Below are 21,139 nucleotides of genomic sequence, written 5' to 3'. Positions count from 1 at the left end.
TCGAATTCGATGGCTAAGGAATTACCGGCACAGATCGTCGATGTCCGCGCGGAAGCCTGGCCGCTGGCCCGGCCCTTTGTCATCGCGCGCGGCGCCAAAACTGAAGCGTATGTGGTTGTCGCCGAGGTTGCCGCCGATGGCGTGACCGGCCGCGGCGAGGCAGTGCCCTACGCGCGTTATGGCGAAACCGTCGACGATGCCGTTGCCGCAATCAAAGCGTTGCGGGGGCCGCTCACCCGGACAAGCCTCGCCAACGCCTTGCCGCCGGGCGCTGCCCGCAACGCCGTCGATTGCGCGCTGTGGGATCTCGCCGCCAAACGCGCCGGACAACGCGCGTGGGATCTTGCCGACGTCGGCGCCATCGCCCCTTGCCTCACCTGCTACACCATCAGCCTTGGCTCACCCGAACAGATGGCCGCCGATGCCGCCGCCGTTCCGCACCTGAAGCTGCTTAAGCTGAAGCTCGGTGGCGACGGCGATGACGCGCGCATGCGGGCGGTACGCAACGCCCGCCCCGACGCCCGCATCGTTGCCGACGCGAATGAAGCCTGGGGCGTTGAGCAACTGGCGCCGTTTCTTGCTGCCGCTGCGTCTGCGGGCATGGAACTGATCGAACAGCCCCTGCCCGCCGACACCGACGACGCTCTCGCCAGCATCGATCATCCCGTTCCGATCTGCGCCGATGAAAGCGCCCACACCAGCGCCAACCTGTTCAGCCTCATCGGCCGCTACGACGCGGTGAACATCAAGCTCGACAAAACGGGCGGGCTTACAGAAGCGCTGGCCATGGCACAGGCCGCCAAGGCTGCAGGCTTCCGCATCATGGTGGGCTCAATGGTGGCGACTTCGCTGGCGGCTGCGCCGGCACTGCTGCTGTCGGGGCTGGCCGACTGGGTCGATCTCGACGGCCCGCTGCTGCTGGCGCGCGATCGCGTGCCCCCGCTCACCATCGTCGATGGCGTCATCAGCCCACCCGCACCGGAGCTGTGGGGCTAGGCCCTGGGATCGCGCGCGCGATCCCACAAGATCGCATCAATCACGGCGATGCGACGCAATACGAAAAACAAAGCCGCACTTCAGTGCGGCTCGGAAAATCCATGCAGCCCAATAAAACTGCAAAGGGTGAGAATGACTGTTCTGGGCGAAAAAGATAGATTCGCGATTGAATTTCAGCTTGATGAGGGGATGGCCGAGAATGGATGTTCGGAAAATTCTGTTATTGGTGTGGTGGTTTGCGCGTCGGCAATTATGAGCTTGGCACATCGCTTAGAGACGTGTTGTTCGAACTAGATAGAATATCGATTTATCATAACAGTCGAGCTTCAACGCGTTTTGCGTCTATGCCGACAAAAGACCTATTTCAGCAATTAGACTCCGCGTTATTCTCATTTTCTGCTGAAACGCTGCAGGGGCTTCCGGATAAAGAACAGTGGGCTCGTCACAATATGTGCCCGTCCGTAGATATATTTGACGGATGGAAGATTTTTTTATGCGACACTAATGATGAGGCAGGTCGCCTCATTTTTTCTAAGGACCCATTCGACGGTGTGACAGAGCTATGTTTAGCCAAGCATGAGGTCGATTTGATTTTGGCCCAGACGCGCGTCGAATTGGATGCGACTTATAAAAGCAAAATGAGACAGCAATAAAATCAGGAAGTTTTCGAATAGTGTGGCGCTCGCTGCCGATTGAAATTTCTGCGTTTCAATCAAACGCGGCCACGATCCGCTCCATCATCCCACAGCGGATGACCATTCCAGCCGCGCAGCAGTAACAGCGCCGCGATCAAGCCAAAGGCGGCCACGACGGCCGGAATGACAAACACCTGGCCGCCCAGCTGCGTATAAAGCGCGCCGGAAACTAGGCCCACCGTGCCCACCATCAGGCCCGCAGCCATGGTCGAATAAAATGCCTGCGCGCTGCCCATGCCCTTGTGCGGCACGGCGCGAGCAATGAACAGGATCGCGCCCAGATGCGATGCGCCATAAGTCAGCGCGTGTAATGCCTGCAGCGGCACGAGAATGGCCAGCGGCGGATCGAACGCCATCGCAGTCCATCGCACCACGGCTGCAGCGGCGCCGGTCACGATCAGCCCCGCCGAACCGATGCGACGGACAAACGGCGCGGAATAGGCGAACAGCAGCACCTCCGCGGAAACCGCTATCGCCCACAGCGCGCCCACCCACGCCGCCGGCATACCCTGTGATTGCCAGTAGAGCGCCCCGAACGTGTAAAAAGTTGCATGAGCGCCGTGGATGCAGCCAATTGCGATCAGGAACAGAACAAACAGGCGCGATTTAAGCAGCCGTGCCGGTGCGGTTTGGCGCCAGTCCCGCGCGGTTGCGCCGTGGCCCTCGCCTGCCGTTGCGCATACCGCTGAGGCTGTATGGGTCGCCTGTTCCGTTTGCGCCTGTTCTGTTGGCGAAGGAGTTGATCTCGCCACTACAGGCTGCACCGGGCTGGCCGGCGTTCTGGGCAGCATCAGCGCCGCTGCAATCGTTACCGTCGAGGCGACGATCATCAGCCACAGCGCAACGTCTCCGCCCCACGCTTCAATGGCGATGCCACCGCCAAAGTTCGCGACGATGAACGTCACCGAGCCCCACAGGCGCATGCGCCCGTAGTCCAGCTTTTCAGCGCGCACAGCCCGCACCGCCACCGTTTCCACCAGCGGCATGATGGTGCCGTTGGCGAGCAGAAAGGCGACGCCGATGATCAGTATCGGCCCGTAGCCGGATGCGACCGTCAGCACAAGCAGCATCGACAGCGCGAGCGATGCCAGCACGGTGATGACCAACCGGTAGTTGCCAAGCCGATCCGCCAGCAGCCCGACACCGGGCGTCACCAGCAGCCGGATGAACAGCGGGGCCGAAACGACCGTTGAAATCTGCAGGGGGTCCAGCCCGCGCGCGTCGAGCCAGACCGGAAAATAGGGCACGACCACGCCATAGGCGAGGAACAGCGCACCGAACATCGCCGAGATACGCAGCGAAAGCGCCATTGCGCCGGACATCTGTGGCTGCATCTCGGTCTGCGACGCAACCGCCGCTGCCGCTACGGATTCCGGCCTGTCTGCTGCGATCCGGACCGCACCGGCATCCGGCTTCGACACGGAGCGCGCGCGATCATCGCCACTGGACGCTGTCATCGCGCCTGCCCCATGCTTCCCCGCACCGTCCGCTGCTGGCCTTTGCGCTGTTGCTGCGGCCTAAGATCATCGCTATGCGCTGCGCCGCTCAATGGCGCCAGCCCCTATTATAAGGCGGGCGAGCGCGCATCAGCGGCCGCTCAATCAACGACGTCTGACCGATTGGACGAACTGGGCGAGGCGTGCGCAGCTACGTAACGCGCAGGGGGCAAGTAGCGCCTGCCTGGCACACACTCACAGGCCTGGCTCAGCCGCGACCGGCCAACTACAGCGAGCTGCGATCACCAACTCAGCGCAATGAAAGTCAGGCTATCGCTGAAAAAAGAAACCGGTCCGGACGGTCCGGACCGGTTCTTCAGCCAAGTCGGGCGGCGCCCCTAATCGCGCACCCGACGCTCCCCCAGGAGCTTGAAAACGACGCCGCAGCATCGCGTTGAGGCAATTTGTTACAGAAGCTCGGCCAGCCTGCAAGAGGGGTTGGAGTCATTCAAAAGCCATCGGTGCACGGATGCCACAGGCTCTATCAGTGCATAGCTCGGCTCAATCACAGCCGTTTTGGAGGCATGACTTCGGCAGCGCATGCAGATGATCCACTGGCCCGGAGCCCGCACCAATCCGCTGATTAACCGCAGAAACAAGCCCTGCATGCACGAATTTCTTGGCAGCGCGAACCGCTTTTTCCAGCGTATCGCCCATCGCCAGTCGCGCTGCGATGGCCGCCGAAAGCGTGCATCCGGTGCCATGGGTGTTGCGCGTGTCGATGCGCGGCAGCGACAGTCGTAACACTGCGCCATCGTGTGTGATGAGAATGTCCACAGCGTCCGCGCCCTCGCCGTGCCCGCCCTTCATCAGCACCGCTTTCGGGCCAAACGCCAGCAGCGCGCGGCCCTGCGATTCCATTTGAGCTTCGTCGCATGCCAACGACTGCCCGAGCAGATACGCGGCTTCAGCGAGGTTCGGCGTGATCACCGTCGCCAGCGGCAGCAGCAGGTCGCACATCGCTTCAACAGCGTCCTCGCGCAGCAGCACATCGCCGCTCGTCGCCACCATCACCGGATCGACCACCAGCGCGCCCAGCTTATGCCGCTTCACGCCATCGGCCACCGCGCGCACCACAGCGCCGTCGTTCAACATTCCAGTCTTGGTTGCGCCAACCCGCAGGTCATCCGCAACGGCATCAATCTGCGCAGTGATGAAGCTGTCCGGCACCGCGTGGATCGCGCTGACACCGCGCGTATTCTGCGCCGTCAGCGCCGTGATGACGCTCGCGCCGTAAACGCCCAGCGCCGTGAACGTCTTCAGATCTGCCTGAATGCCGGCGCCGCCGGAACTGTCGGAACCCGCAATCGTCAACGCTATCGGTATCGGTGTTTCGCCCGTCATCGTTCCGGCCACCATGACAACAGCAACGGCATCGCTACGGCTGCCGCGTGCCGCGCTGAATGATTTCCGAACCCAGGTCGTCCGGTGTCACCCACGCTTCAATCTGCGCCAGCGCCGGGAAGTGCTCCAGCATCCAGCTTCCAAACCAGTTGATCGATCCGGTCAGGAACAGGATGCCGGTCAGCACCAGGAACGCGCCCATCGCCTTTTCCACCTTGTCGAGGTGACGGCGGAAACGCGTCATGAAGCTGAGGAACGGCTGCAGCGCTACCGCGGCCAGTACGAACGGAATGCCTAAGCCCAGCGAATAGACAAACAGCAGCTTCACGCCCGTTGTCAGGCTGCCTTCGTTGGCCGCCACCGCCAGCACCGTTGCCAGGATCGGCCCGATGCAAGGTGTCCAGCCGAACGCAAACGCCAGCCCAATGACATACGAGCCGATGTAGCTGACGCCATGGTGCTGCGTGTGATGATAGCGCTTCTCGGCGTAAAGCAGGTTGACGCGGAAGACGCCGAGGAAATGCAGACCGAACAGGATGATGACAAGGCCCGCAGCAATCTCCAGCTCGCGCTTGTAAGTCTGGATCAGCTGTCCCGCCAGCGAAGCACCCGCACCCAGCGCCACGAACACCGTCGTGAAGCCCAGCACGAACAGGATCGCGGCCAGGATCACGCGCCGCCCCACGTCCTTCGGCACGCCACCTTCGGCCGTGAACTCGTCAATCGTCGTGCCGCCCAGATAGCTGAGATAGGGCGGCACCAGCGGCAGCACGCACGGCGACAGGAAGCTCACCAGCCCGGCAAGTCCAACGCCGATATAGATCTGCAGATCAGCAAACATCGATACGCGCCACCCTCTGCTATCCGGCGGGCACTAGAGCACTCCCTTACCAAGGGAGGGGCCGAGAGCACCCGCCACCGACGCCGTTGCGCCTTTAGTCCGCGTCGGCCCTCAGGCCTGCGCCCGCACCAGCGCTGCCACGCCCGGCAGTTCGCGCCCTTCCAGCCATTCCAGGAACGCGCCGCCCGCCGTCGAAACGTAGGTGAAGTCCGGCGTCGCGCCGGCAGCATTGAGCGCCGCCACCGTGTCGCCGCCGCCGGCCACCGTCACCAGCTTGCCTTCGCGCGTCAGCCGCGCTGCCTCGCGGGCCAGCCCAAATGTGCCTTCACCGAACGGCGAAATCTCGAACGCACCCATCGGACCATTCCACAGCAGCGTCCGGCATTCCTTCAGCACGGCGCAGTTGTGTTCGATCGAGCGCGGACCAACGTCGAGGATCATTGCATCGCTCGGCACCGCAAGAATCGGCACCACAGCGTTGGCAACGCCCGACTTGAACTCGCGCGCGATCACCACATCTTCCGGCAGCACCACGGCGCAATTGTGCGCCTTGGCGGCGGCCATGATCTCGCGCGCCGTTTCCAGCAGATCCGGCTCGGCCAGCGAGCGACCGACATCGACGCCGTGCGACATCAGGAAGGTGTTGGCCATGCCGCCACCGATGATGAGCTTGTCGACCTTGCCAATCAGGTGTTTCAGGATCGGGATCTTGCTCGAAACCTTCGCGCCACCAACAAGCGCTGCAACCGGACGCTGGGGATTTTCCAGCACCGCCCGCAGTGCGTTGATCTCTTCGATCATCAGCGGCCCGGCATAGGCTGGCAGCACGCGCGCCAGACCTTCGGTTGAAGCATGCGCACGGTGTGCCGCCGAGAACGCGTCGTTGACATAGAGATCGCCCGAACGCGCCAGCGCGGCGATGAACGCCTCGTCGTTCTTTTCCTCGCCTGCATGGAAGCGCAGGTTTTCCAGCACCGCGATTGCGCCCGGCTGCAACGCTGCCACGGCACTCTCGGCCTCATCGCCGATGCAGGCGGGGACGAACGTCACCGGCTTGCCCAGCAGTTCGCCCAGCTTGGCCGCGACGGGCGCAAGGCTCATCTCCGGATTGGGCGCACCCTTCGGCCGGCCGAAATGCGAGATCACCACCACGCGCGCACCGCGCTGGCTGAGATCCTTCAGGCCGTCCAGAATGCGCTCAAGCCGCGTGGCGTCGCTCACTTTGCCGTCCGCCACCGGAACGTTCAGGTCAGCGCGCACCAACACGCGCTTACCGGCAACGTCTACGTCCGCAATCGATTTGAGATTTGTGACCTGCATCGAAGCTGCTCACTTTTTGACAATTGCGCGCGCGGCATCGGCCACTGCTTCAGCGGTGATGCCAAACTTCTTGTAGAGCTGTCCGGCCGGAGCCGAAGCACCGAAGTCCGACATGCCGATGAAGCGGCCATTCTCGCCGATCCATTCGTGCCAGCCCGCGGCGACGCCCGCTTCCACCGCAACGCGCGGCGCGGTGCCCAGCACCTTGGCGCGATAGTCGGCATCCTGTTCGCGGAACAGCTCCATCGACGGCATTGAGACAACCGCAGCGCGGATGCCATCCTTGGCCAGCGCATCGGCGGCTGCAACGGCCAGAGAAAGCTCCGAACCGGTGCCGATCAGCGTCACGTCACGCTCGTCTTCGGCTTCACGCAGCACGTAGGCGCCGCGCTCCGACAGGTTCTCCGGCGATGCATTCGGGCGCAGATTTTCAACCGCCTGACGCGACAGCGCGAGGATCGACGGGCGGTCGGCAGTCTTGAGTGCGATCTCCCAGCACTCCGCCGTTTCCTGCGCATCGGCCGGACGCATCACCATCAGATGCGGAATGGAACGCAGCGCAGCGACATGCTCAACCGGCTGATGGGTCGGGCCATCTTCACCCAGGCCGATCGAGTCGTGCGTCATCACGTAGATCACGCGCTGGCGCATCAGCGCCGACAGGCGGATCGACGGGCGGCAGTAGTCGGTGAATACGAGGAACGTGCCGCCGTACGGAATGAAGTTGCCCGACAGCGCCAGACCGTTCATCGCGGCGGCCATGCCGTGCTCGCGCACGCCGTAATGGATGTAATTGCCGCTGAAGTCGCCCGGCGCAATCGGCGTGTGATGCTTCGTACGCGTACCGTTTGACGGCGAAAGGTCGGCCGAGCCGCCAATCAGTTCCGGCAGAGCGGGCGTCACATGCTCAAGCACCTGCTGCGACCACACGCGGGTGGCGCGCTTGGTCTCGTCGGCGGCGAATGCCTGCTTGGCGGCGGCGATGGCCTTCGCAACGTCGTCCTTGCGGCTGGCACCCGCTGGCGCAGACAAAGCGACAGCGGCTTCAGCACCGGCGGCGTCGAGGCGCTTCTGCCAGTCGGCATGCGCCTTCGCGCCCTTGGAGCCGACAGCGCGCCATGCCTTCAGCACATTGTCAGGAATGACGAATGGCGGCGCGGACCAACCGAGCTTCTCACGCGTGCCCTTGATTTCCTCATCGCCCAGCGGCTCGCCGTGTGTCGATGACTTGCCGGCCTTCGTCGGCGCGCCATAACCGATGGTGGTCTTGCACGCGATCAGCCACGGCTTGGAAGAGTCAGCCTTCGCCTTCGCCAGCGCATCGGCGATCGCCTTCGGATCGTGTCCGTCGATCGCCAGCGTGTTCCAGCCCGATGCCTTGAAGCGCGCGATCTGGTCGTCGCTCACCGACAGGCTCGTCGGGCCATCGATGGAAATGTTGTTGTCGTCGAACAGCACGATCAGCTTGCCGAGCCCGAGATGCCCCGCCAGCGAAATAGCTTCGTGGCTGATGCCTTCCATCAGGCAGCCGTCGCCCGCGATCACATAGGTGTAGTGATCAACAAGGTCGTTACCGAGGCGCGCATTCTGCATCCGCTCCGCCAGCGCCATACCGACAGCGTTCGCGATGCCCTGCCCGAGCGGGCCGGTGGTGGTCTCGATGCCCGGCGCATGACCGTATTCGGGATGCCCCGCCGTCTTGGAATCGAGCTGGCGGAAATTCTTCAGGTCGTCGATCTCGATGCCGGGATAGCCGGTGAGATAAAGCAGCGAATAGAGCAGCATCGAACCGTGACCGGCCGACAGCACGAAGCGGTCGCGGTTGGCCCAGTTCGGATCGGCAGCATCAAACGAAAGCGCATCGCGGAACAGCACCGTCGCCACGTCCGCCATGCCCATCGGCATGCCCGGATGGCCCGACTTTGCCGCCTGCACCGCATCCATGGCCAAAGCCCGGATGGCATTGGCCATGTCGTTGTGGCTGGCAGCAGCCGCACCGCTGGTCGTTTCGCGCGCCTCGCTCATAGGTCTTTCCCTGCTTCAATGTCTGGGTGCCCGCCACGCACGCTCGCACGCCCGGGGTGCCTTTGATCAGGCACGTTTAGCGATGCAGCCGCCCCCGTCCATGCCCCGGGGGCGAAAGGGAAAGGCGGTCGCACCTCAATCCCTTCAATTCGCACGTGCGTGCAGAAATTCATCAAGTTCGGCCCGGGTCGGCAGGCCCGCGCGGGCCCCAAGGCGCCTGCATTTGAGGGCCGCAACGGCCGAGGCGACGCGCGCGCATTCCGTCAGGTTGGCTCCGGAAGCCCCCGCCCCAGCGGCTGGCGCCCCGGAAGCTAACGCCCATGCGAAGGCGCCATGAAATGCGTCGCCCGCCCCGGTTGTATCGACGGCGTCCAGCGCAAAAGCCGCCTGTTCCCCGGCTTGGCCATCGGCGGTGAGCCATACATAGCCACCGGCGCCGCGCGTCACACCCGCATAGCGGACGCCGTGCTCCAGCACCTTGGCCAGTTGGCTGCGATTGTGCGCTGCGCCATCATCGGCGCCAGCGAAGGCATCGAGCGCGGGTGCGGAAAAGATCGCGTAATCGGTCAGCGGCAGAAATTCTTCCATCAGGCCGCTGCTGCCGAGGTCAGCATCGATCAGCGTCGGCACTCCCTGCGCGCGCGCCTGCTTGAACGCCGCCAGCGTTCCTTCAAGCCAGCGCAGGTCGCTCATCACCACGCCCACCTCCGCCGCCGTGATGCGTTGCAGCGGCAGCCAGTCGGCATCGAGCGGCATAGCGTGATCGCGCTCACCGACAATCATGCGCTCGCCCGTCTGGTCGACGATCACCGCCGATGTCGACGAGCGCGCATGCGGGAAGGTCCGCACGTGGGCGATGTCGACACCATCGCCCGCCAGAAATTTCAGGATGCGTTCGCCTGCACTGTCACCGCCGACGCGGCTCCACAGTTCCACATCGCCACCCAGCCGCGCAATCGCAGCCGACGCATTGGCGGCCATGCCACCGCCGCTCTCGATGTGCTCCAGCGACCGCACCTTCATCGGCTGCGGTGGAAAGGATTCGATGCGGTAGACGTAATCGAGCGCGGCGTGGCCGACGCAAATAATTTTTTTCACCGGCTACTTGTCCTCGCTGCACCCGCAATCGCCGATTGATGACGCAACAACGTCGTTAACATTGCGTGCAACCATTGTTGCCAAAGCGTTTAAAAAACCGCGCGCCACGCGAATCACTCGACGTTGATATTCCGCTTCAGGAACACCGCACCATCCCACCGTTATCCAATCCATTTTTTGAATCGCGAAACCGCACGAACAGCAGCGCTGGCTGCGACAGCAAAGCCGTGGATGATTTGCAAGTCTCGTTCTTGCGTCAGGAATCTGCCATCATTGATTCGTCGGCGCGATTAGTCTGATGGTGACGGAGCAACCACCAGAACGGCGCGTTCAACCGACGCGTTAGCTTAACGTCGCGTTAGGAGCTCTTTCCATACGGTGAACGCATCCGCCGTTAGCCCACTCTCCCCAAGAGCTTGGAAGGCGGTGCGTTTCATGTGCAGGCAGCATTCTCGATAGGGGGTCGCGCGATGTTTTTCGATACCGTCTTGCGGACAGCAGGTGTCATCACCAGCCTTTATGCAGTCGCTTACTTTGTAACCACCATGAGCATCGCAGCTCTGAACGGTGTCTCTTACAGTTCCGGTCCGATGTGCGGCGATGGCGGATGCGTCACGCTTGCTGCGCGCCAGTATCAGGAAGCCCGCTACTCCCTGGTTGCCGATGAGCGCCCGCTGTGGACCGCCGCTTCGCTTTTGAACTTCAACTGAGCCCGTTGAAGCCCACGGAATACGCCACGTCCCGTCTTTGAAATTCTGAAGGAGCGCCAGCAACCGCCGGCGCTCCTTTTTTATTGCAACCACGACGCTGATCGGCACGCATGCCGACGCGGTACCATCAGGCTTTGGGCTGCTTCACCAGCGCATCAATTGCCATCAGCTCCGCCATCAGCGAACCGAAATCCTTCAACGGCACCATGTTCGGACCATCTGACGGCGCGTTGTCCGGATCAGGGTGCGTCTCGATGAAAAGACCTGCAACGCCGACTGCAACGGCTGCGCGCGCCAGCACCGGAACGAACCGGCGCTCGCCACCTGAACTGGTGCCCTGACCGCCCGGCTGCTGCACCGAATGGGTTGCATCGAAAATCACCGGACAGCCCGTCTCGGCCATGATTGGCAGCCCGCGGAAATCCGTAACCAGCGTGTTGTAGCCAAACGATGCGCCCCGCTCCGTCAGCAGCACATTGGCGTTACCGGAGCCGACAATCTTCGCCACAACGTTGCGCATGTCCCAGGGCGCGAGAAACTGCCCCTTCTTCACTTTCACCACTTTGCCGGTCTGCGCCGCGGCGATCAGCAGATCGGTCTGCCGGCATAGAAACGCCGGGATCTGCAGCACATCGACAAACGGCGCAACGCGCGCACACTGCTCGGCGTCGTGCACATCGGTCACGATCGGCAGCCCCAGTGTTTCGCGAATTTCGGCAAACACCGGCATCGCTGCATCAATGCCGATGCCGCGCTTGCCGCTGAGCGAGGTGCGGTTAGCCTTGTCAAACGATGACTTGTAAACCAGCCCCAGGCCCAAACCCGCTGCGATCTCCTTCAGCGCCGACGCCACTTCGAGCGCGTGGGCCCGGCTCTCCATCTGGCATGGGCCAGCAAACACCATCAGCGGCGCATCATTGGCAACTGTTACGCCGCCGATATTGATCTGCGGATTTGGCTTCAAAGTTTCATGTTGGGTCATGGAGCGCTCTATAGCATGGCGACGGCACCAGCGTCGTGCATCGATAAGTAGCGCACAAGAACCCATCGCATACGCAAATGGCCGCGCCGGGAACTCCGGACGCGGCCATCGCAAAATTTCCTACGCGGTATCAGGCGACCTTTCTGACCAGGCCGATCAGCAACAGCAACACGATAGCGCCGATGGTCGCTGAAACGATCGAACCCAGGAGGCCACCAAGGCCGAAACCGAGCTGCGGCAGCAGCCACGCGCCGATATAAGCACCGATGACGCCCACCACGATGTTGCCGATGACGCCAAAACCATAGCCTTTCACCAGCGTGCCAGCGAGCCAGCCAGCGATAGCGCCGATGATGAGAAGGATGAGCAGGGCTTGCAGATCTAGTGGCATGTGAGACTCCCCTGAGCGCGAGCGATTTTTCTCGCCGCAACGGTTGCGGCCTCGTTCAAGGACGTTCGTCTCCAACGTCTACTCGGGCTTCGGTGACGACGTCCCGCAACACATTTATGCGCGATTCGGGGTGCGAGGCCTTGCACTCTTCATCATTGCGCTGCATCGCCATGAAAACGCAGGCGAATTTTATGCTGGAAATTCCGCCATCGGACATTCTCAACCGTTCAGCACAGATTTCACTTCGCCAAACGGTACCGACACCAGCACCGACGAACGATTTTCCAAGCCTATAATTCCGCAAATGGAGATTTGTTCCGGGGCATCGCTCAACCGGGCCGGAAAACAAAAACGCCCCGGACACAACATCCGGAGCGCTTTTGAAATTTGATCTTCGGCGAAACTGCACGCGAAGCTAGACCAACCGGCTTTGCTCCACCGCCGCCGTAATGAACGAGCGGAACAACGGATGCGGCTCGAACGGACGGCTCTTGAGTTCGGGGTGATACTGAACGCCGATGAACCAGGGATGGTCCGGATATTCGACCGTCTCCGGCAGCAGGCCATCGGGCGAAAGCCCGGCAAAGCGCAAGCCCGCGGCTTCCAGACGCTCGCGATAACCGGTGTTCACCTCGTAACGGTGGCGATGGCGTTCGGAGATATCGGTTGTGCCGTAAATCTCCGCGATGCGGCTGCCCGCAGTCAGCTTGGCCGGATAGGCGCCCAGACGCATCGTGCCACCGAGGTCGCCCGCTGCATTGCGCTTTTCCAGCTCGTTGCCACGTGCCCACTCGGTCATCAGGCCAATCACTGGCTCGTCCGTGGGGCCAAACTCGGTTGAACCCGCACCTTCGATACCAACGAGATTACGCGCCGCTTCCAGACACGCCATCTGCATACCGAAGCAGATGCCGAAATACGGAACGCCACGCTCGCGCGCGAATTTGGCAGCAAGAATTTTGCCTTCCGATCCGCGCTCACCGAAGCCACCCGGCACCAGGATGCCGTTGACGCCCTCAAGATAGGGTGCCGGATCCTCGCGCTCGAAAATCTCGCTCTCGATCCACTCGATCTTTACGCGCACGCTGTTGGCGATGCCGCCATGCACCAGCGCTTCGATGAGGGATTTATAAGCGTCCTTCAGCTCGGTGTATTTGCCGACCACAGCGATGGTGACATCGCCTTCCGGTGTTTCGATGCCACGGGTGATCTGCAGCCAGCGGGAAAGATCCGGCTTCGGCGCGCCCAACAGATTGAAGGCCCGCAGCACCTGATCGTCCAGCCCCTCGCGGTGGTAGGCCAGCGGAACCTCGTAGATCGAGGAAACGTCCAGCGCCTGGATGACCGCCTCTTCGCGCACGTTGCAGAATTGCGCGATCTTGCGGCGCTCCGACGGGGGCACCGGCCGATCCGAACGGCACAGCAGAATGTTCGGCTGAATACCGATCGAGCGCAGCTCCTTCACCGAATGCTGCGTCGGCTTGGTTTTCAGTTCGCCCGCTGACGGGATGTACGGCATCAGCGTCAGGTGGATGTAGATCGACGCCAGCGGCGGCAGCTCGTTGCCGAGCTGACGGATCGCCTCGAAGAACGGCAGGCCTTCGATATCGCCCACCGTGCCGCCGATTTCGACGAGCACGAAGTCGATGCCTTCGTTGCCGCTCAGCACAAATTCCTTGATGGCGTCGGTGACGTGCGGAATCACCTGCACGGTTCCACCGAGGTAACCACCGCGCCGCTCTTTGGCGAGGATGTCCTGGTAGATTCGTCCAGTCGTGATGTTATCCGACCGGCGTGCTGGGACGCCGGTGAAGCGCTCGTAGTGTCCGAGGTCGAGATCCGTCTCAGCGCCGTCATCCGTCACGAACACTTCGCCGTGCTGGTATGGGGACATCGTCCCTGGATCGACGTTGAGATAAGGATCAAGCTTGCGAAGCCGGACCGTGTATCCGCGCGCCTGTAAGAGCGCGCCGAGGGCGGCGGATGCGAGGCCTTTTCCGAGGGAGGACACCACGCCGCCGGTAATGAAGATGTACCGCTGCATGGGCTTCGAGGCTTACACGAAGGGGGCTGAGATAAGAAGCGACATAATCGCCTCATCCCCGGCCCTTTCATTGAAATTGGTTGATTGCAGGTTGCCGTGCCGAAAATGCTTCAGATCGTCTGGGCACATGCCGCACGCACCTCCTGCTCGGCGGCGATCTTCGCCTCGGAAGGAATCATCTCGTTGTTCAGCTCCGCATTGAGGCCCTCGAAGCTTTCCTTCGCGCTGACATAGGTGTCGTCGGTCGGCGCCTTGGCATAGAGCACATCCAGCTGCACCGTCTGGCGGGCCGTCGCGGGCTGCGTGCCACCACGGTAGATTTCCTTGCCCTTGGTGCATTTGACGCCATAGGAGACAGACGCAACCTTGTAGAACGGCATGCGCTGCTCAACGGCGATCTGCGCCGCACGCGCACGGGCGATCTTTTCGATGCGCGCCTTCGGCGTTGCCTCGGTACCCATGGCGTTCACCGTGTACTGAGTGTCGCTGACCTTAGCTTCGGAATAGCCCGACGGCGACATCACGTTCGATGCGCTGAGCGACGCAACCGGCCGCAGATCCAAGTCTGTGCCGGCGCATCCACCAAGCAGCACAGTGCCCAGCAGCAGCGGCATCACCAGCCGAACCGTTTTTGAAGTTTCCATCTGGCCCCCGGATTCGCAGAAGAATCGCTATGGGCAAGTCTAGCGTCCGGGCGCAGGCCAAAAAGCACGACGGGCAATCCCATCAACAGGATTGCCCGCCAGAATGCGCACAAAATTCAGGCGTTAGCGCTGAGGCTGCTGCCGATAGACAAGAACCGCTTAGCGGCTCTGCGGCACACCCTGCTGCAGCTTGTCGAGCACACCACCACGATCGCCCGTTGCCGGCGCATCGCCTGCAGGAGCCGCACCCTCAGGTGCCGTGGTGGCAGGCGCCGAGCCAGCCGGCAAATTATCGAAGATGGAGCGCGAAGGCGCGCTCTGCTGAGCCAGCAACGTCAGCAGGATGCTGGTGACGAAAAACGCCGCCGCCAGCGCAGCTGTGGTGCGCGTCAGAAGGTTCGCGGTGCCGCGACCGGTGAGGAAGCCACCACCACCGCCGCCACCGCCCATGCCGAGCGCGCCGCCCTCAGAGCGCTGCAGCAGCACCACCACCACAAGGGCGGAGGCGATCATCAGGTGCAGAACGAGGAGTGCGGTGGCCATTGGCGATCTCTATAGCTTTCGCGACGGGCTCGATAGCGAGCCCAATTGAATGATTTGGCGGCCTTCTATCGCAGATGAGCCGCCGGGGCTAGTGGGGCGCCGCGGGAATTCCCTAAAAGCGCATGCCCGGCAAGGCATATGGGGTCACTTCATCGGGAGGCACATAGCCCCGTCCGGCGCTGCGGCGGCGTGGCTGCTTTGCCTTGGCCGCGCTCTGTGAGGCTTCGGACTGCGAATCCGGAGCAGGTACGGCGGCGGCAGCGGATCGGGCCGCAGCAGCCGGTTTTGTTACCGGCAGTTCGATCGCATCGTGGCCCGATTGTACGGCCGATAGAGCAGCCCCCTGCTCAACCGCTGCGCTTTCTTGCTGATTTTTCTGTGGCTTAGAAAATGTGCCAGGGCGCACCGGGCTGGCTTTTGATGCGCTTCCATCGCTACCAATGGCACCTACATTGCCGTCCACCAGCGATGGCACCTCGATGAACGGATCATCCGCCACCACCAGCCGGGCCATTTGCGCGGGCTTTACCGCCGGAACCTTAACGGCCGCAGGCTTGAACCCCCGTACCGGGCGCGCTTCGATGGCCTTTGAAGCAGCCTCTGGACGTGGCCCGGCGTCAGCATCAATAGTGTTTATGGTCAGAGGCTTATCGCCATCCCGCGTGGCCACCTTCTTGGCGCGGTCAGCCGCCAGGGATTCAGGCGGCAGAGTGCTTTTCTTCGCCTTACCGCGCTTGTTCCCCTCAGCTTCAGGAGCAGAAACGAGGGGCGCCAGTTCCGGAGCATGCGCTGGCACCTTGATAGCCGGGTCCGTGGCTGCCGACAGTGCGGCAGGCACCTGGGGCTGGGCCGCGGGTTCCTGCCCCGCCGATTTCTGGTCCCTCTGGTCCGGTGCGGCCATTGCAGGCTGAGCGGTGGCGGGCTGCGGAGCGATCAGATTATCCGTCGCCGTGTTCTCGGCACCGATGTTCGGCGGGCTTAGAGGCTTTTCGGATGGCTGCGCGATCCGGGGCCGAATGCTGGCCGGAGCCCGCTGCGGTAATGGAATAGCGGTCTGCTCGGGCCGCGCAGGCCAATAGCGTTTGTGGCAGCGAAATTCGATCTGATCTTCGATTTCCAGCAGCCGCAGGGCACTGCGAACCCGCTCATCGGGAAGGTTTTTCTTCGCCCATTCGGGGCCGCGCTCGATGTCATCGCGCAGGCCCGTTGAAACCAGCGTTTCCAGCTCGCTCACAAGCGCCGAACAGGCGGCCTTGTCGAGCGGTGTCGCCACAAGCGGAGCGTCCCCGGCCACCAGAATAACCAGGGCCAGCAGACTGGGCTTTATCCATTCCCCGGGGCGCATCGGAGGAAATCTCTCCGTCGTCAACTGATGGCTACGGCGTAGATCTGCCGCCAAGACTACCACCAGTTGACGTGATTCTACCCCCGTGGCGAGGGATCAGGGTTGATACGCGGCAATGATTCCGAGGAAATCCGCAGCCTTCAGGCTGGCGCCACCCACCAGAGCGCCGTTCACATCCGGCACCGCCATAAGTTCCCGGGCGTTCTGCGGTTTGACCGATCCACCATAAAGGATGCGCATGCCCTGCCCCTCAGCGCCGAAGCGGGCGACTAGAGCTTTTCGGATCGCGGCATGGACTTTCGCGACATCCCCAACGGTCGGCGTAAGCCCGGTGCCGATCGCCCAGACCGGCTCATAGGCGACGATGGTATTGGCGGCCCGCGCACCATCCGGCAGCGAACCCGCAAGTTGTCTCGACACCACGGCTTGCGTCAGGTCAGCTGTCCGTTCACCCGCCGTTTCACCGACGCAGACGATGGCGCTGAGCCCGGCCCGATGCGCCGCCTCAGCCTTGGCGCGCACGTCACGGTCCAGCTCGCCATGCAGCGAACGGCGCTCAGAATGGCCGACAATCACAGCGGTTGCACCGGCATCTGCCAACATTTCAGCGGACACATCGCCGGTGAAAGCGCCCGTAGCATTGACGTGGCAATCCTGCCCGCCAACCTGCACTGCGCTATTCCCCAGCGCAGCCACCATCGGCCCCAGCAGCGTGGCGGGCGGGCAGATCATGACGTCGGCACCGGCCGGAGTTTCTTTCAGCGCCCGCCCAACAGCTTCAGCCTCGGCTATCCCTGCGCGAAGTCCGTTCATTTTCCAGTTGCCGGCGACCAGCGCACGCACCTTCGGTTCTGTCATTGCCCCCTCAATAATGAAGAATCGTCCATGTTAAGCATCGGCGGTGCATGGCATTAGCGGTTGGCTCACGCCAAACTTGCAAAGCCGCGGCGGCTGCGCTTCATATCATGCCCACATCCAGACCACGCACATTTGTGCTGGCCACTTCACACGCCATTCGTAGGGAACCCGTTCCCTGCTCCGGCCCCAGGAAAACGGAACGACCTCCACAATGCTTGAAGCTCTACGACGCGGCTCCACCGGTTGGGTAGCTAAGGTGCTATTCGCGCTTCTCGTATTCAGCTTCGCCATCTGGGGCGTGGCAGACGTATTCACCGGCTGGGGCCGTGGCGCCATCGCCAAGGTTGGCAGCCAGGAAATCCGCGCGGAAGACTTCCAGCGGACGTTCCAGAACGAGATCAACATGATTTCGCAGCAGGCGGGCCAGCGAATCAGCCCTGAGCAGGCGCGCGCCGCCGGTCTGGATGAGCGCGTGGTTTCGCGCCTTATCGCCTGGTCGGCAGTCGAGCAGCACGCCGACAAGCTCAACCTGGCGCTTTCCGACGAAGCGCTGGCTGAAGGCTTACAGAGCGACGAAGCCTTCGCCGGGCCGGACGGCAAGTTCAACCGCTTCGCGTTCGAGAACGTCATCAATCGCCTTGGCGTCAGCGAGCGCGGCTTCCTGCATCTGCGTCGCCGCGATGAGGTGCGTGAGCAGCTTACCTCGGCACTGGTGAACGGCATCGCCGTGCCGCCGGCCATGATCGAGCTGATGAACACCTGGCGCAATGAGACACGCACGGTCGATTACTTCGCCATCAACGCCGACAAGATGGTGAAGGTGCCCGAGCCGGATGACGCTCAGCTCAAAGCGACGTACGAGGCTAATCTTTCCAGCTTCATGGCGCCTGAATATCGCAAGCTCTCTGTGCTGGTGCTTTCGGTCGACGAACTAAAGAAGGCGATCGAAATCTCCGATGCCGAAGCGCAGGAGCGCTATGAGCATACGAAGGCCGATTACGACACGCCAGAACGTCGCCGCGTGCAGCAGATCGCGTTCAAGGACAAGGCTGCTGCGGAAGAAGCCAAGAAGGCTATCGATGGCGGCAAGTCGTTCGGTGATGTCGCAAAGGAGTCGGGTGCGCAGGATTCCGATATCGACCTCGGCCTGATTTCCAAGGACCGACTGATCGACAAGAAGATTGCCGACGCTGCCTTCGCGCTTGAGAAGGACAAAGTATCCGATCCGGTCGAAGGCCGCTTTGCAACGGTGCTGCTGCGCGTCAGCGATGTTCAGCCCGCTGTGACCCGCAACTTCGCCGACGTGAAGGATGACGTGAAGCAGAAGCTGGCGCGTGAACGCGCCGAAAGCGAACTGCAGGCCCATCTGGATCAAGTGGAAGATCAGCGCTCCGGTGGCAAGACGCTGAAGGAAATCGCCGACGAGCTGAAGCTGCAGTTCTATGAAGTCGCCGAGACGGACCGGAACAACCGCGACAGCGCCGGCAAGACTGCAATTCCCCTCACAGATACTTCAGCCCTGCTGACCACAGCGTTTGGCAGCGGTCTCGGCATCGAAAATGAGATGGTCGAGCTTTCCAACGGCACCTATGCATGGGTGGATGTTTCCGACATCACCGCCCAGAAGCAGAAGTCGCTGGACGACGTGAAGGATCAGGTCAAAGCACTGTTCATGACGCAGGAACGCGCCAGGCTGGTAGCCGACTTCGCCGACAAGCTGGTGGAGCGTGCCAACAACGGCGAAGCGATGTCTCGCCTCGCCACCGAAGCTGGTGCGCAACGCGTTTCAGAGACGCCGCCGTTCAACCGCACGACCGAGCCGCAGGGCATGAGCAAGGCTGCAGTGGCGCGGGCGTTCACGGTCGCGAAGGGTCAGGCCGCATCGGCACCGGATACCAACGACAAGACGCGCATCGTCTTCAAGGTGACGACTGTGAACCCGGCACCGGCCCTTTCTGAAACGGAACGGGTCACCATCGGCACCGATCTGCGCAACGAGATCGCCGATGAAACGCTGGGCGAGTATGTCATGGCGCTCCAGCGGCAGCTCGGCACACACATTTTCCAAGACGAGCTCCGCAGGGTGACCGGCGCAGCCACTGGCGACGACGTGCAACAACCGCACGCGCTATCGCAATCGACATCCCGGCCGGACATCAACCGGCCGGGTAATTAATAAGCTACCGGCTGCAAACGTGCCGGCCCCGAGATCCATAGCGCCCAACGCGCACAAGACGATAAGGCCACCCCCATGGAAGCGACGCCGACGCTCGCCGACTTTGCCGCGCGCTATGACGGGGGCGTTGCGCAGGTGCTGTGGACGCGCCTTGTTGCCGATCTTGAAACGCCGGTCTCGGCCTACATGAAGCTCGCGGATGAAAAGCCGATGAGCTTCCTGCTGGAATCGGTGGAAGGCGGCGCAACCCGCGGCCGGTATTCGGTGATCGGTCTTGAGCCGGATCTCATCTGGCGTGCCGACGGCGACCGGGCAAGCATCAATCGCAATCCGGCCGACAAGCCGAATGCATTTGAGCCGGACGCGCAGCCGACGCTTGCTTCGCTGCGCGCGCTGCTGGCGGAATCGCAGATTGATCTGCCGTCAGAACTACCGCCGATGGCCGCCGGCATTTTCGGCTTCATGGGCTATGACACCGTTCGTCTGATGGAAAACCTGCCCGCCGTGCAGGCCGACACGCTCAGTGTGCCCGATGGCATCCTGATGCGCCCGACGGTGATGGCTATCTTCGACAACGTGAAGGACGAGATCACCATCGTTACTCCGGTGCGTCCGTGCAAAGATCTGTCGGCCAAGAAGGCCCACAAGGCCGCCTGCAAGCGCCTGAAGCGTGCTGTCTCTGCGCTGGAAGAGCGTCTGCCGCATACGCCGGCAAAGGCGCGTGGCAAGGATCTGGCGGCACCGACGCCAGTCTCCAATACGACGCCGGCTGAATACAAGACGATGGTTGAGCGGGCGAAGGAATACATCGTCGCTGGAGACATCTTCCAGGTCGTGCTGTCCCAGCGTTTTTCGGCGCCGTTTTCCCTGCCATCATTCGCGCTCTATCGCGCCCTGCGGCGCACGAATCCCTCGCCTTTCCTGTTCCATCTGAACTTCGGTGCATTCGCCCTTGTGGGTTCGAGCCCGGAAATTCTGGTGCGGGTGCGTGAAGGCGAAGTGACGATCCGTCCGATCGCAGGCACCGCGCCGCGCGGCGCGACTGAGGCAGAGGATCAGGAACTTGCCGACGCTCTGCTGAAGGACCCCAAAGAGCGTGCAGAACACCTGATGCTGCTCGATCTTGGACGCAACGACGTTGGCCGCGTGGCCGAAGTCGGCAGCGTCACGGTCACCGGGCGCTTCTTCATCGAGCGCTACAGCCATGTGATGCACATCGTGTCGAACGTCATCGGCAAGCTTGATGCCAAGCACGATGCCGTTGATGCCTTGATGGCAGGCTTTCCCGCAGGCACCGTTTCCGGAGCGCCGAAAGTCCGGGCGATGGAAGTCATCGACGAGCTGGAAAAAGCCAAGCGCGGTCCGTATGCCGGTTGCGTCGGCTATTTCTCCGCCAGCGGACAGATGGATAGCTGCATCGCGCTGCGCACTGCCATCATCAAGGATGGCGTGATGCACGTTCAGGCGGGCGCTGGACTGGTGCACGATTCGGTTCCTGAAAAGGAACAGCAGGAGTGCATCAACAAAGCACGGGCGTTGTTTCGCGCGGCCGAAGAGGCTGTGCGCTTCGCCACCAAGACGCGCTGAGCCTGACGCTCAGCCTCATTGCGAATCGCACCCGCGCCGCCAGC

General features: G+C 62.4%; 18 protein-coding genes. 5 read left to right on the top strand and 13 right to left on the bottom strand.

The window, feature by feature from the left end:
* Window positions 1–9: 9 nt before the first annotated feature.
* Complete coding sequence (gene dgcA / locus QEZ49_RS04025) at window positions 10–996, top strand: N-acetyl-D-Glu racemase DgcA (protein WP_280384446.1); 987 nt, start codon at window positions 10–12, stop codon at window positions 994–996.
* A gap of 203 nt (window positions 997–1,199) precedes the next feature.
* The gene (locus tag QEZ49_RS04020; protein ID WP_280384445.1) at window positions 1,200–1,649 is read left to right on the top strand and encodes an Imm42 family immunity protein; all 450 of its coding nucleotides are present in this window, start codon (window positions 1,200–1,202) and stop codon (window positions 1,647–1,649) included.
* Between the two features lie 59 nt (window positions 1,650–1,708).
* On the opposite strand, the gene QEZ49_RS04015 is transcribed toward QEZ49_RS04020, so the two are convergent.
* From QEZ49_RS04015 to QEZ49_RS03990, 6 genes are all read right to left on the bottom strand, one after another.
* A complete protein-coding gene (locus QEZ49_RS04015; RefSeq protein ID WP_280384443.1) occupies window positions 1,709–3,148 on the bottom strand; it encodes an MFS transporter in 1,440 nt (479 codons plus the stop codon).
* Between the two features lie 540 nt (window positions 3,149–3,688).
* Window positions 3,689–4,531, bottom strand: coding sequence for a bifunctional hydroxymethylpyrimidine kinase/phosphomethylpyrimidine kinase (gene thiD / locus QEZ49_RS04010; protein ID WP_280384441.1), 843 nt, complete (start codon window positions 4,529–4,531; stop codon window positions 3,689–3,691).
* A 34-nt stretch (window positions 4,532–4,565) separates the two neighbouring features.
* Window positions 4,566–5,372, bottom strand: coding sequence for a cytochrome c biogenesis protein CcdA (locus tag QEZ49_RS04005; protein ID WP_280384439.1), 807 nt, complete (start codon window positions 5,370–5,372; stop codon window positions 4,566–4,568).
* A gap of 111 nt (window positions 5,373–5,483) precedes the next feature.
* Window positions 5,484–6,692 carry a phosphoglycerate kinase gene (locus QEZ49_RS04000; RefSeq protein WP_280384437.1) on the bottom strand — a complete coding sequence of 403 codons (1,209 nt, stop codon included), beginning with the start codon at window positions 6,690–6,692 and terminating at the stop codon, window positions 5,484–5,486.
* Window positions 6,693–6,701: 9 nt separating this feature from the next.
* Window positions 6,702–8,717 (bottom strand): transketolase, encoded by a 2,016-nt coding sequence (tkt, locus tag QEZ49_RS03995; RefSeq protein ID WP_280384434.1) that lies wholly within the window; start codon window positions 8,715–8,717, stop codon window positions 6,702–6,704.
* A 144-nt stretch (window positions 8,718–8,861) separates the two neighbouring features.
* Window positions 8,862–9,815, bottom strand: a complete 954-nt coding sequence (locus QEZ49_RS03990; RefSeq protein WP_280384432.1) for a PfkB family carbohydrate kinase — start codon at window positions 9,813–9,815, stop codon at window positions 8,862–8,864.
* A 470-nt stretch (window positions 9,816–10,285) separates the two neighbouring features.
* On the opposite strand from QEZ49_RS03990, the gene QEZ49_RS03985 reads away from it, so the two are divergent.
* Window positions 10,286–10,525 (top strand): hypothetical protein, encoded by a 240-nt coding sequence (locus QEZ49_RS03985; protein WP_280384430.1) that lies wholly within the window; start codon window positions 10,286–10,288, stop codon window positions 10,523–10,525.
* 127 nt (window positions 10,526–10,652) lie between these two features.
* Here the strand turns inward: QEZ49_RS03985 and kdsA are convergent, their stop codons facing one another.
* From kdsA to tpiA, 7 genes are all read right to left on the bottom strand, one after another.
* On the bottom strand, window positions 10,653–11,507 hold the full coding sequence (kdsA, locus tag QEZ49_RS03980; RefSeq protein ID WP_280384428.1) for a 3-deoxy-8-phosphooctulonate synthase: 855 nt from the start codon (window positions 11,505–11,507) through the stop codon (window positions 10,653–10,655).
* A 130-nt stretch (window positions 11,508–11,637) separates the two neighbouring features.
* Complete coding sequence (locus QEZ49_RS03975; RefSeq protein WP_280384427.1) at window positions 11,638–11,898, bottom strand: GlsB/YeaQ/YmgE family stress response membrane protein; 261 nt, start codon at window positions 11,896–11,898, stop codon at window positions 11,638–11,640.
* A 415-nt stretch (window positions 11,899–12,313) separates the two neighbouring features.
* Window positions 12,314–13,942 (bottom strand): CTP synthase, encoded by a 1,629-nt coding sequence (locus QEZ49_RS03970; protein WP_173953652.1) that lies wholly within the window; start codon window positions 13,940–13,942, stop codon window positions 12,314–12,316.
* Window positions 13,943–14,052: 110 nt separating this feature from the next.
* Complete coding sequence (locus QEZ49_RS03965) at window positions 14,053–14,586, bottom strand: hypothetical protein (protein ID WP_280384425.1); 534 nt, start codon at window positions 14,584–14,586, stop codon at window positions 14,053–14,055.
* 159 nt (window positions 14,587–14,745) lie between these two features.
* A complete protein-coding gene (secG, locus tag QEZ49_RS03960; protein WP_280384423.1) occupies window positions 14,746–15,129 on the bottom strand; it encodes a preprotein translocase subunit SecG in 384 nt (127 codons plus the stop codon).
* 112 nt (window positions 15,130–15,241) lie between these two features.
* Window positions 15,242–16,474, bottom strand: coding sequence for a hypothetical protein (locus tag QEZ49_RS03955; RefSeq protein ID WP_280384421.1), 1,233 nt, complete (start codon window positions 16,472–16,474; stop codon window positions 15,242–15,244).
* Window positions 16,475–16,570: 96 nt separating this feature from the next.
* Entirely contained in the window at window positions 16,571–17,332 is a 762-nt protein-coding gene (gene tpiA, locus QEZ49_RS03950; RefSeq protein ID WP_280384419.1) for a triose-phosphate isomerase, read from the bottom strand.
* Window positions 17,333–17,543: 211 nt separating this feature from the next.
* Between tpiA and QEZ49_RS03945 the strand changes: the two genes are divergently transcribed.
* Entirely contained in the window at window positions 17,544–19,508 is a 1,965-nt protein-coding gene (locus QEZ49_RS03945; protein WP_280384417.1) for a SurA N-terminal domain-containing protein, read from the top strand.
* 75 nt (window positions 19,509–19,583) lie between these two features.
* Complete coding sequence (gene trpE / locus QEZ49_RS03940; protein WP_280384415.1) at window positions 19,584–21,095, top strand: anthranilate synthase component I; 1,512 nt, start codon at window positions 19,584–19,586, stop codon at window positions 21,093–21,095.
* Window positions 21,096–21,139: the final 44 nt, after the last annotated feature.

It is taken from the genome of Hyphomicrobium sp. D-2, assembly GCF_029872155.1.
In the GTDB taxonomy this organism is placed as follows: Bacteria; Pseudomonadota; Alphaproteobacteria; order Rhizobiales; family Hyphomicrobiaceae; genus Hyphomicrobium_A.
This window is presented reverse-complemented; position numbering and strand designations above follow the sequence as displayed.

Bases quoted from the DNA above. Each gene is read 5' to 3' on its own strand.
- thiD (WP_280384441.1), bottom strand. From the start codon at position 4,531: ATGACGGGCGAAACACCGATACCGATAGCGTTGACGATTGCGGGTTCC.
- QEZ49_RS03945 (WP_280384417.1), top strand. From the start codon at position 17,544: ATGCTTGAAGCTCTACGACGCGGCTCCACCGGTTGGGTAGCTAAGGTG.
- kdsA (WP_280384428.1), bottom strand. From the start codon at position 11,507: ATGACCCAACATGAAACTTTGAAGCCAAATCCGCAGATCAATATCGGC.
- tpiA (WP_280384419.1), bottom strand. From the start codon at position 17,332: ATGACAGAACCGAAGGTGCGTGCGCTGGTCGCCGGCAACTGGAAAATG.
- QEZ49_RS03975 (WP_280384427.1), bottom strand. From the start codon at position 11,898: ATGCCACTAGATCTGCAAGCCCTGCTCATCCTTCTCATCATCGGCGCT.
- secG (WP_280384423.1), bottom strand. From the start codon at position 15,129: ATGGCCACCGCACTCCTCGTTCTGCACCTGATGATCGCCTCCGCCCTT.
- QEZ49_RS03955 (WP_280384421.1), bottom strand. From the start codon at position 16,474: ATGCGCCCCGGGGAATGGATAAAGCCCAGTCTGCTGGCCCTGGTTATT.
- dgcA (WP_280384446.1), top strand. From the start codon at position 10: ATGGCTAAGGAATTACCGGCACAGATCGTCGATGTCCGCGCGGAAGCC.
- QEZ49_RS03970 (WP_173953652.1), bottom strand. From the start codon at position 13,942: ATGCAGCGGTACATCTTCATTACCGGCGGCGTGGTGTCCTCCCTCGGA.
- QEZ49_RS04005 (WP_280384439.1), bottom strand. From the start codon at position 5,372: ATGTTTGCTGATCTGCAGATCTATATCGGCGTTGGACTTGCCGGGCTG.
- QEZ49_RS03985 (WP_280384430.1), top strand. From the start codon at position 10,286: ATGTTTTTCGATACCGTCTTGCGGACAGCAGGTGTCATCACCAGCCTT.
- trpE (WP_280384415.1), top strand. From the start codon at position 19,584: ATGGAAGCGACGCCGACGCTCGCCGACTTTGCCGCGCGCTATGACGGG.
- QEZ49_RS04000 (WP_280384437.1), bottom strand. From the start codon at position 6,692: ATGCAGGTCACAAATCTCAAATCGATTGCGGACGTAGACGTTGCCGGT.
- QEZ49_RS04020 (WP_280384445.1), top strand. From the start codon at position 1,200: ATGTTCGGAAAATTCTGTTATTGGTGTGGTGGTTTGCGCGTCGGCAAT.
- tkt (WP_280384434.1), bottom strand. From the start codon at position 8,717: ATGAGCGAGGCGCGCGAAACGACCAGCGGTGCGGCTGCTGCCAGCCAC.
- QEZ49_RS03965 (WP_280384425.1), bottom strand. From the start codon at position 14,586: ATGGAAACTTCAAAAACGGTTCGGCTGGTGATGCCGCTGCTGCTGGGC.
- QEZ49_RS04015 (WP_280384443.1), bottom strand. From the start codon at position 3,148: ATGACAGCGTCCAGTGGCGATGATCGCGCGCGCTCCGTGTCGAAGCCG.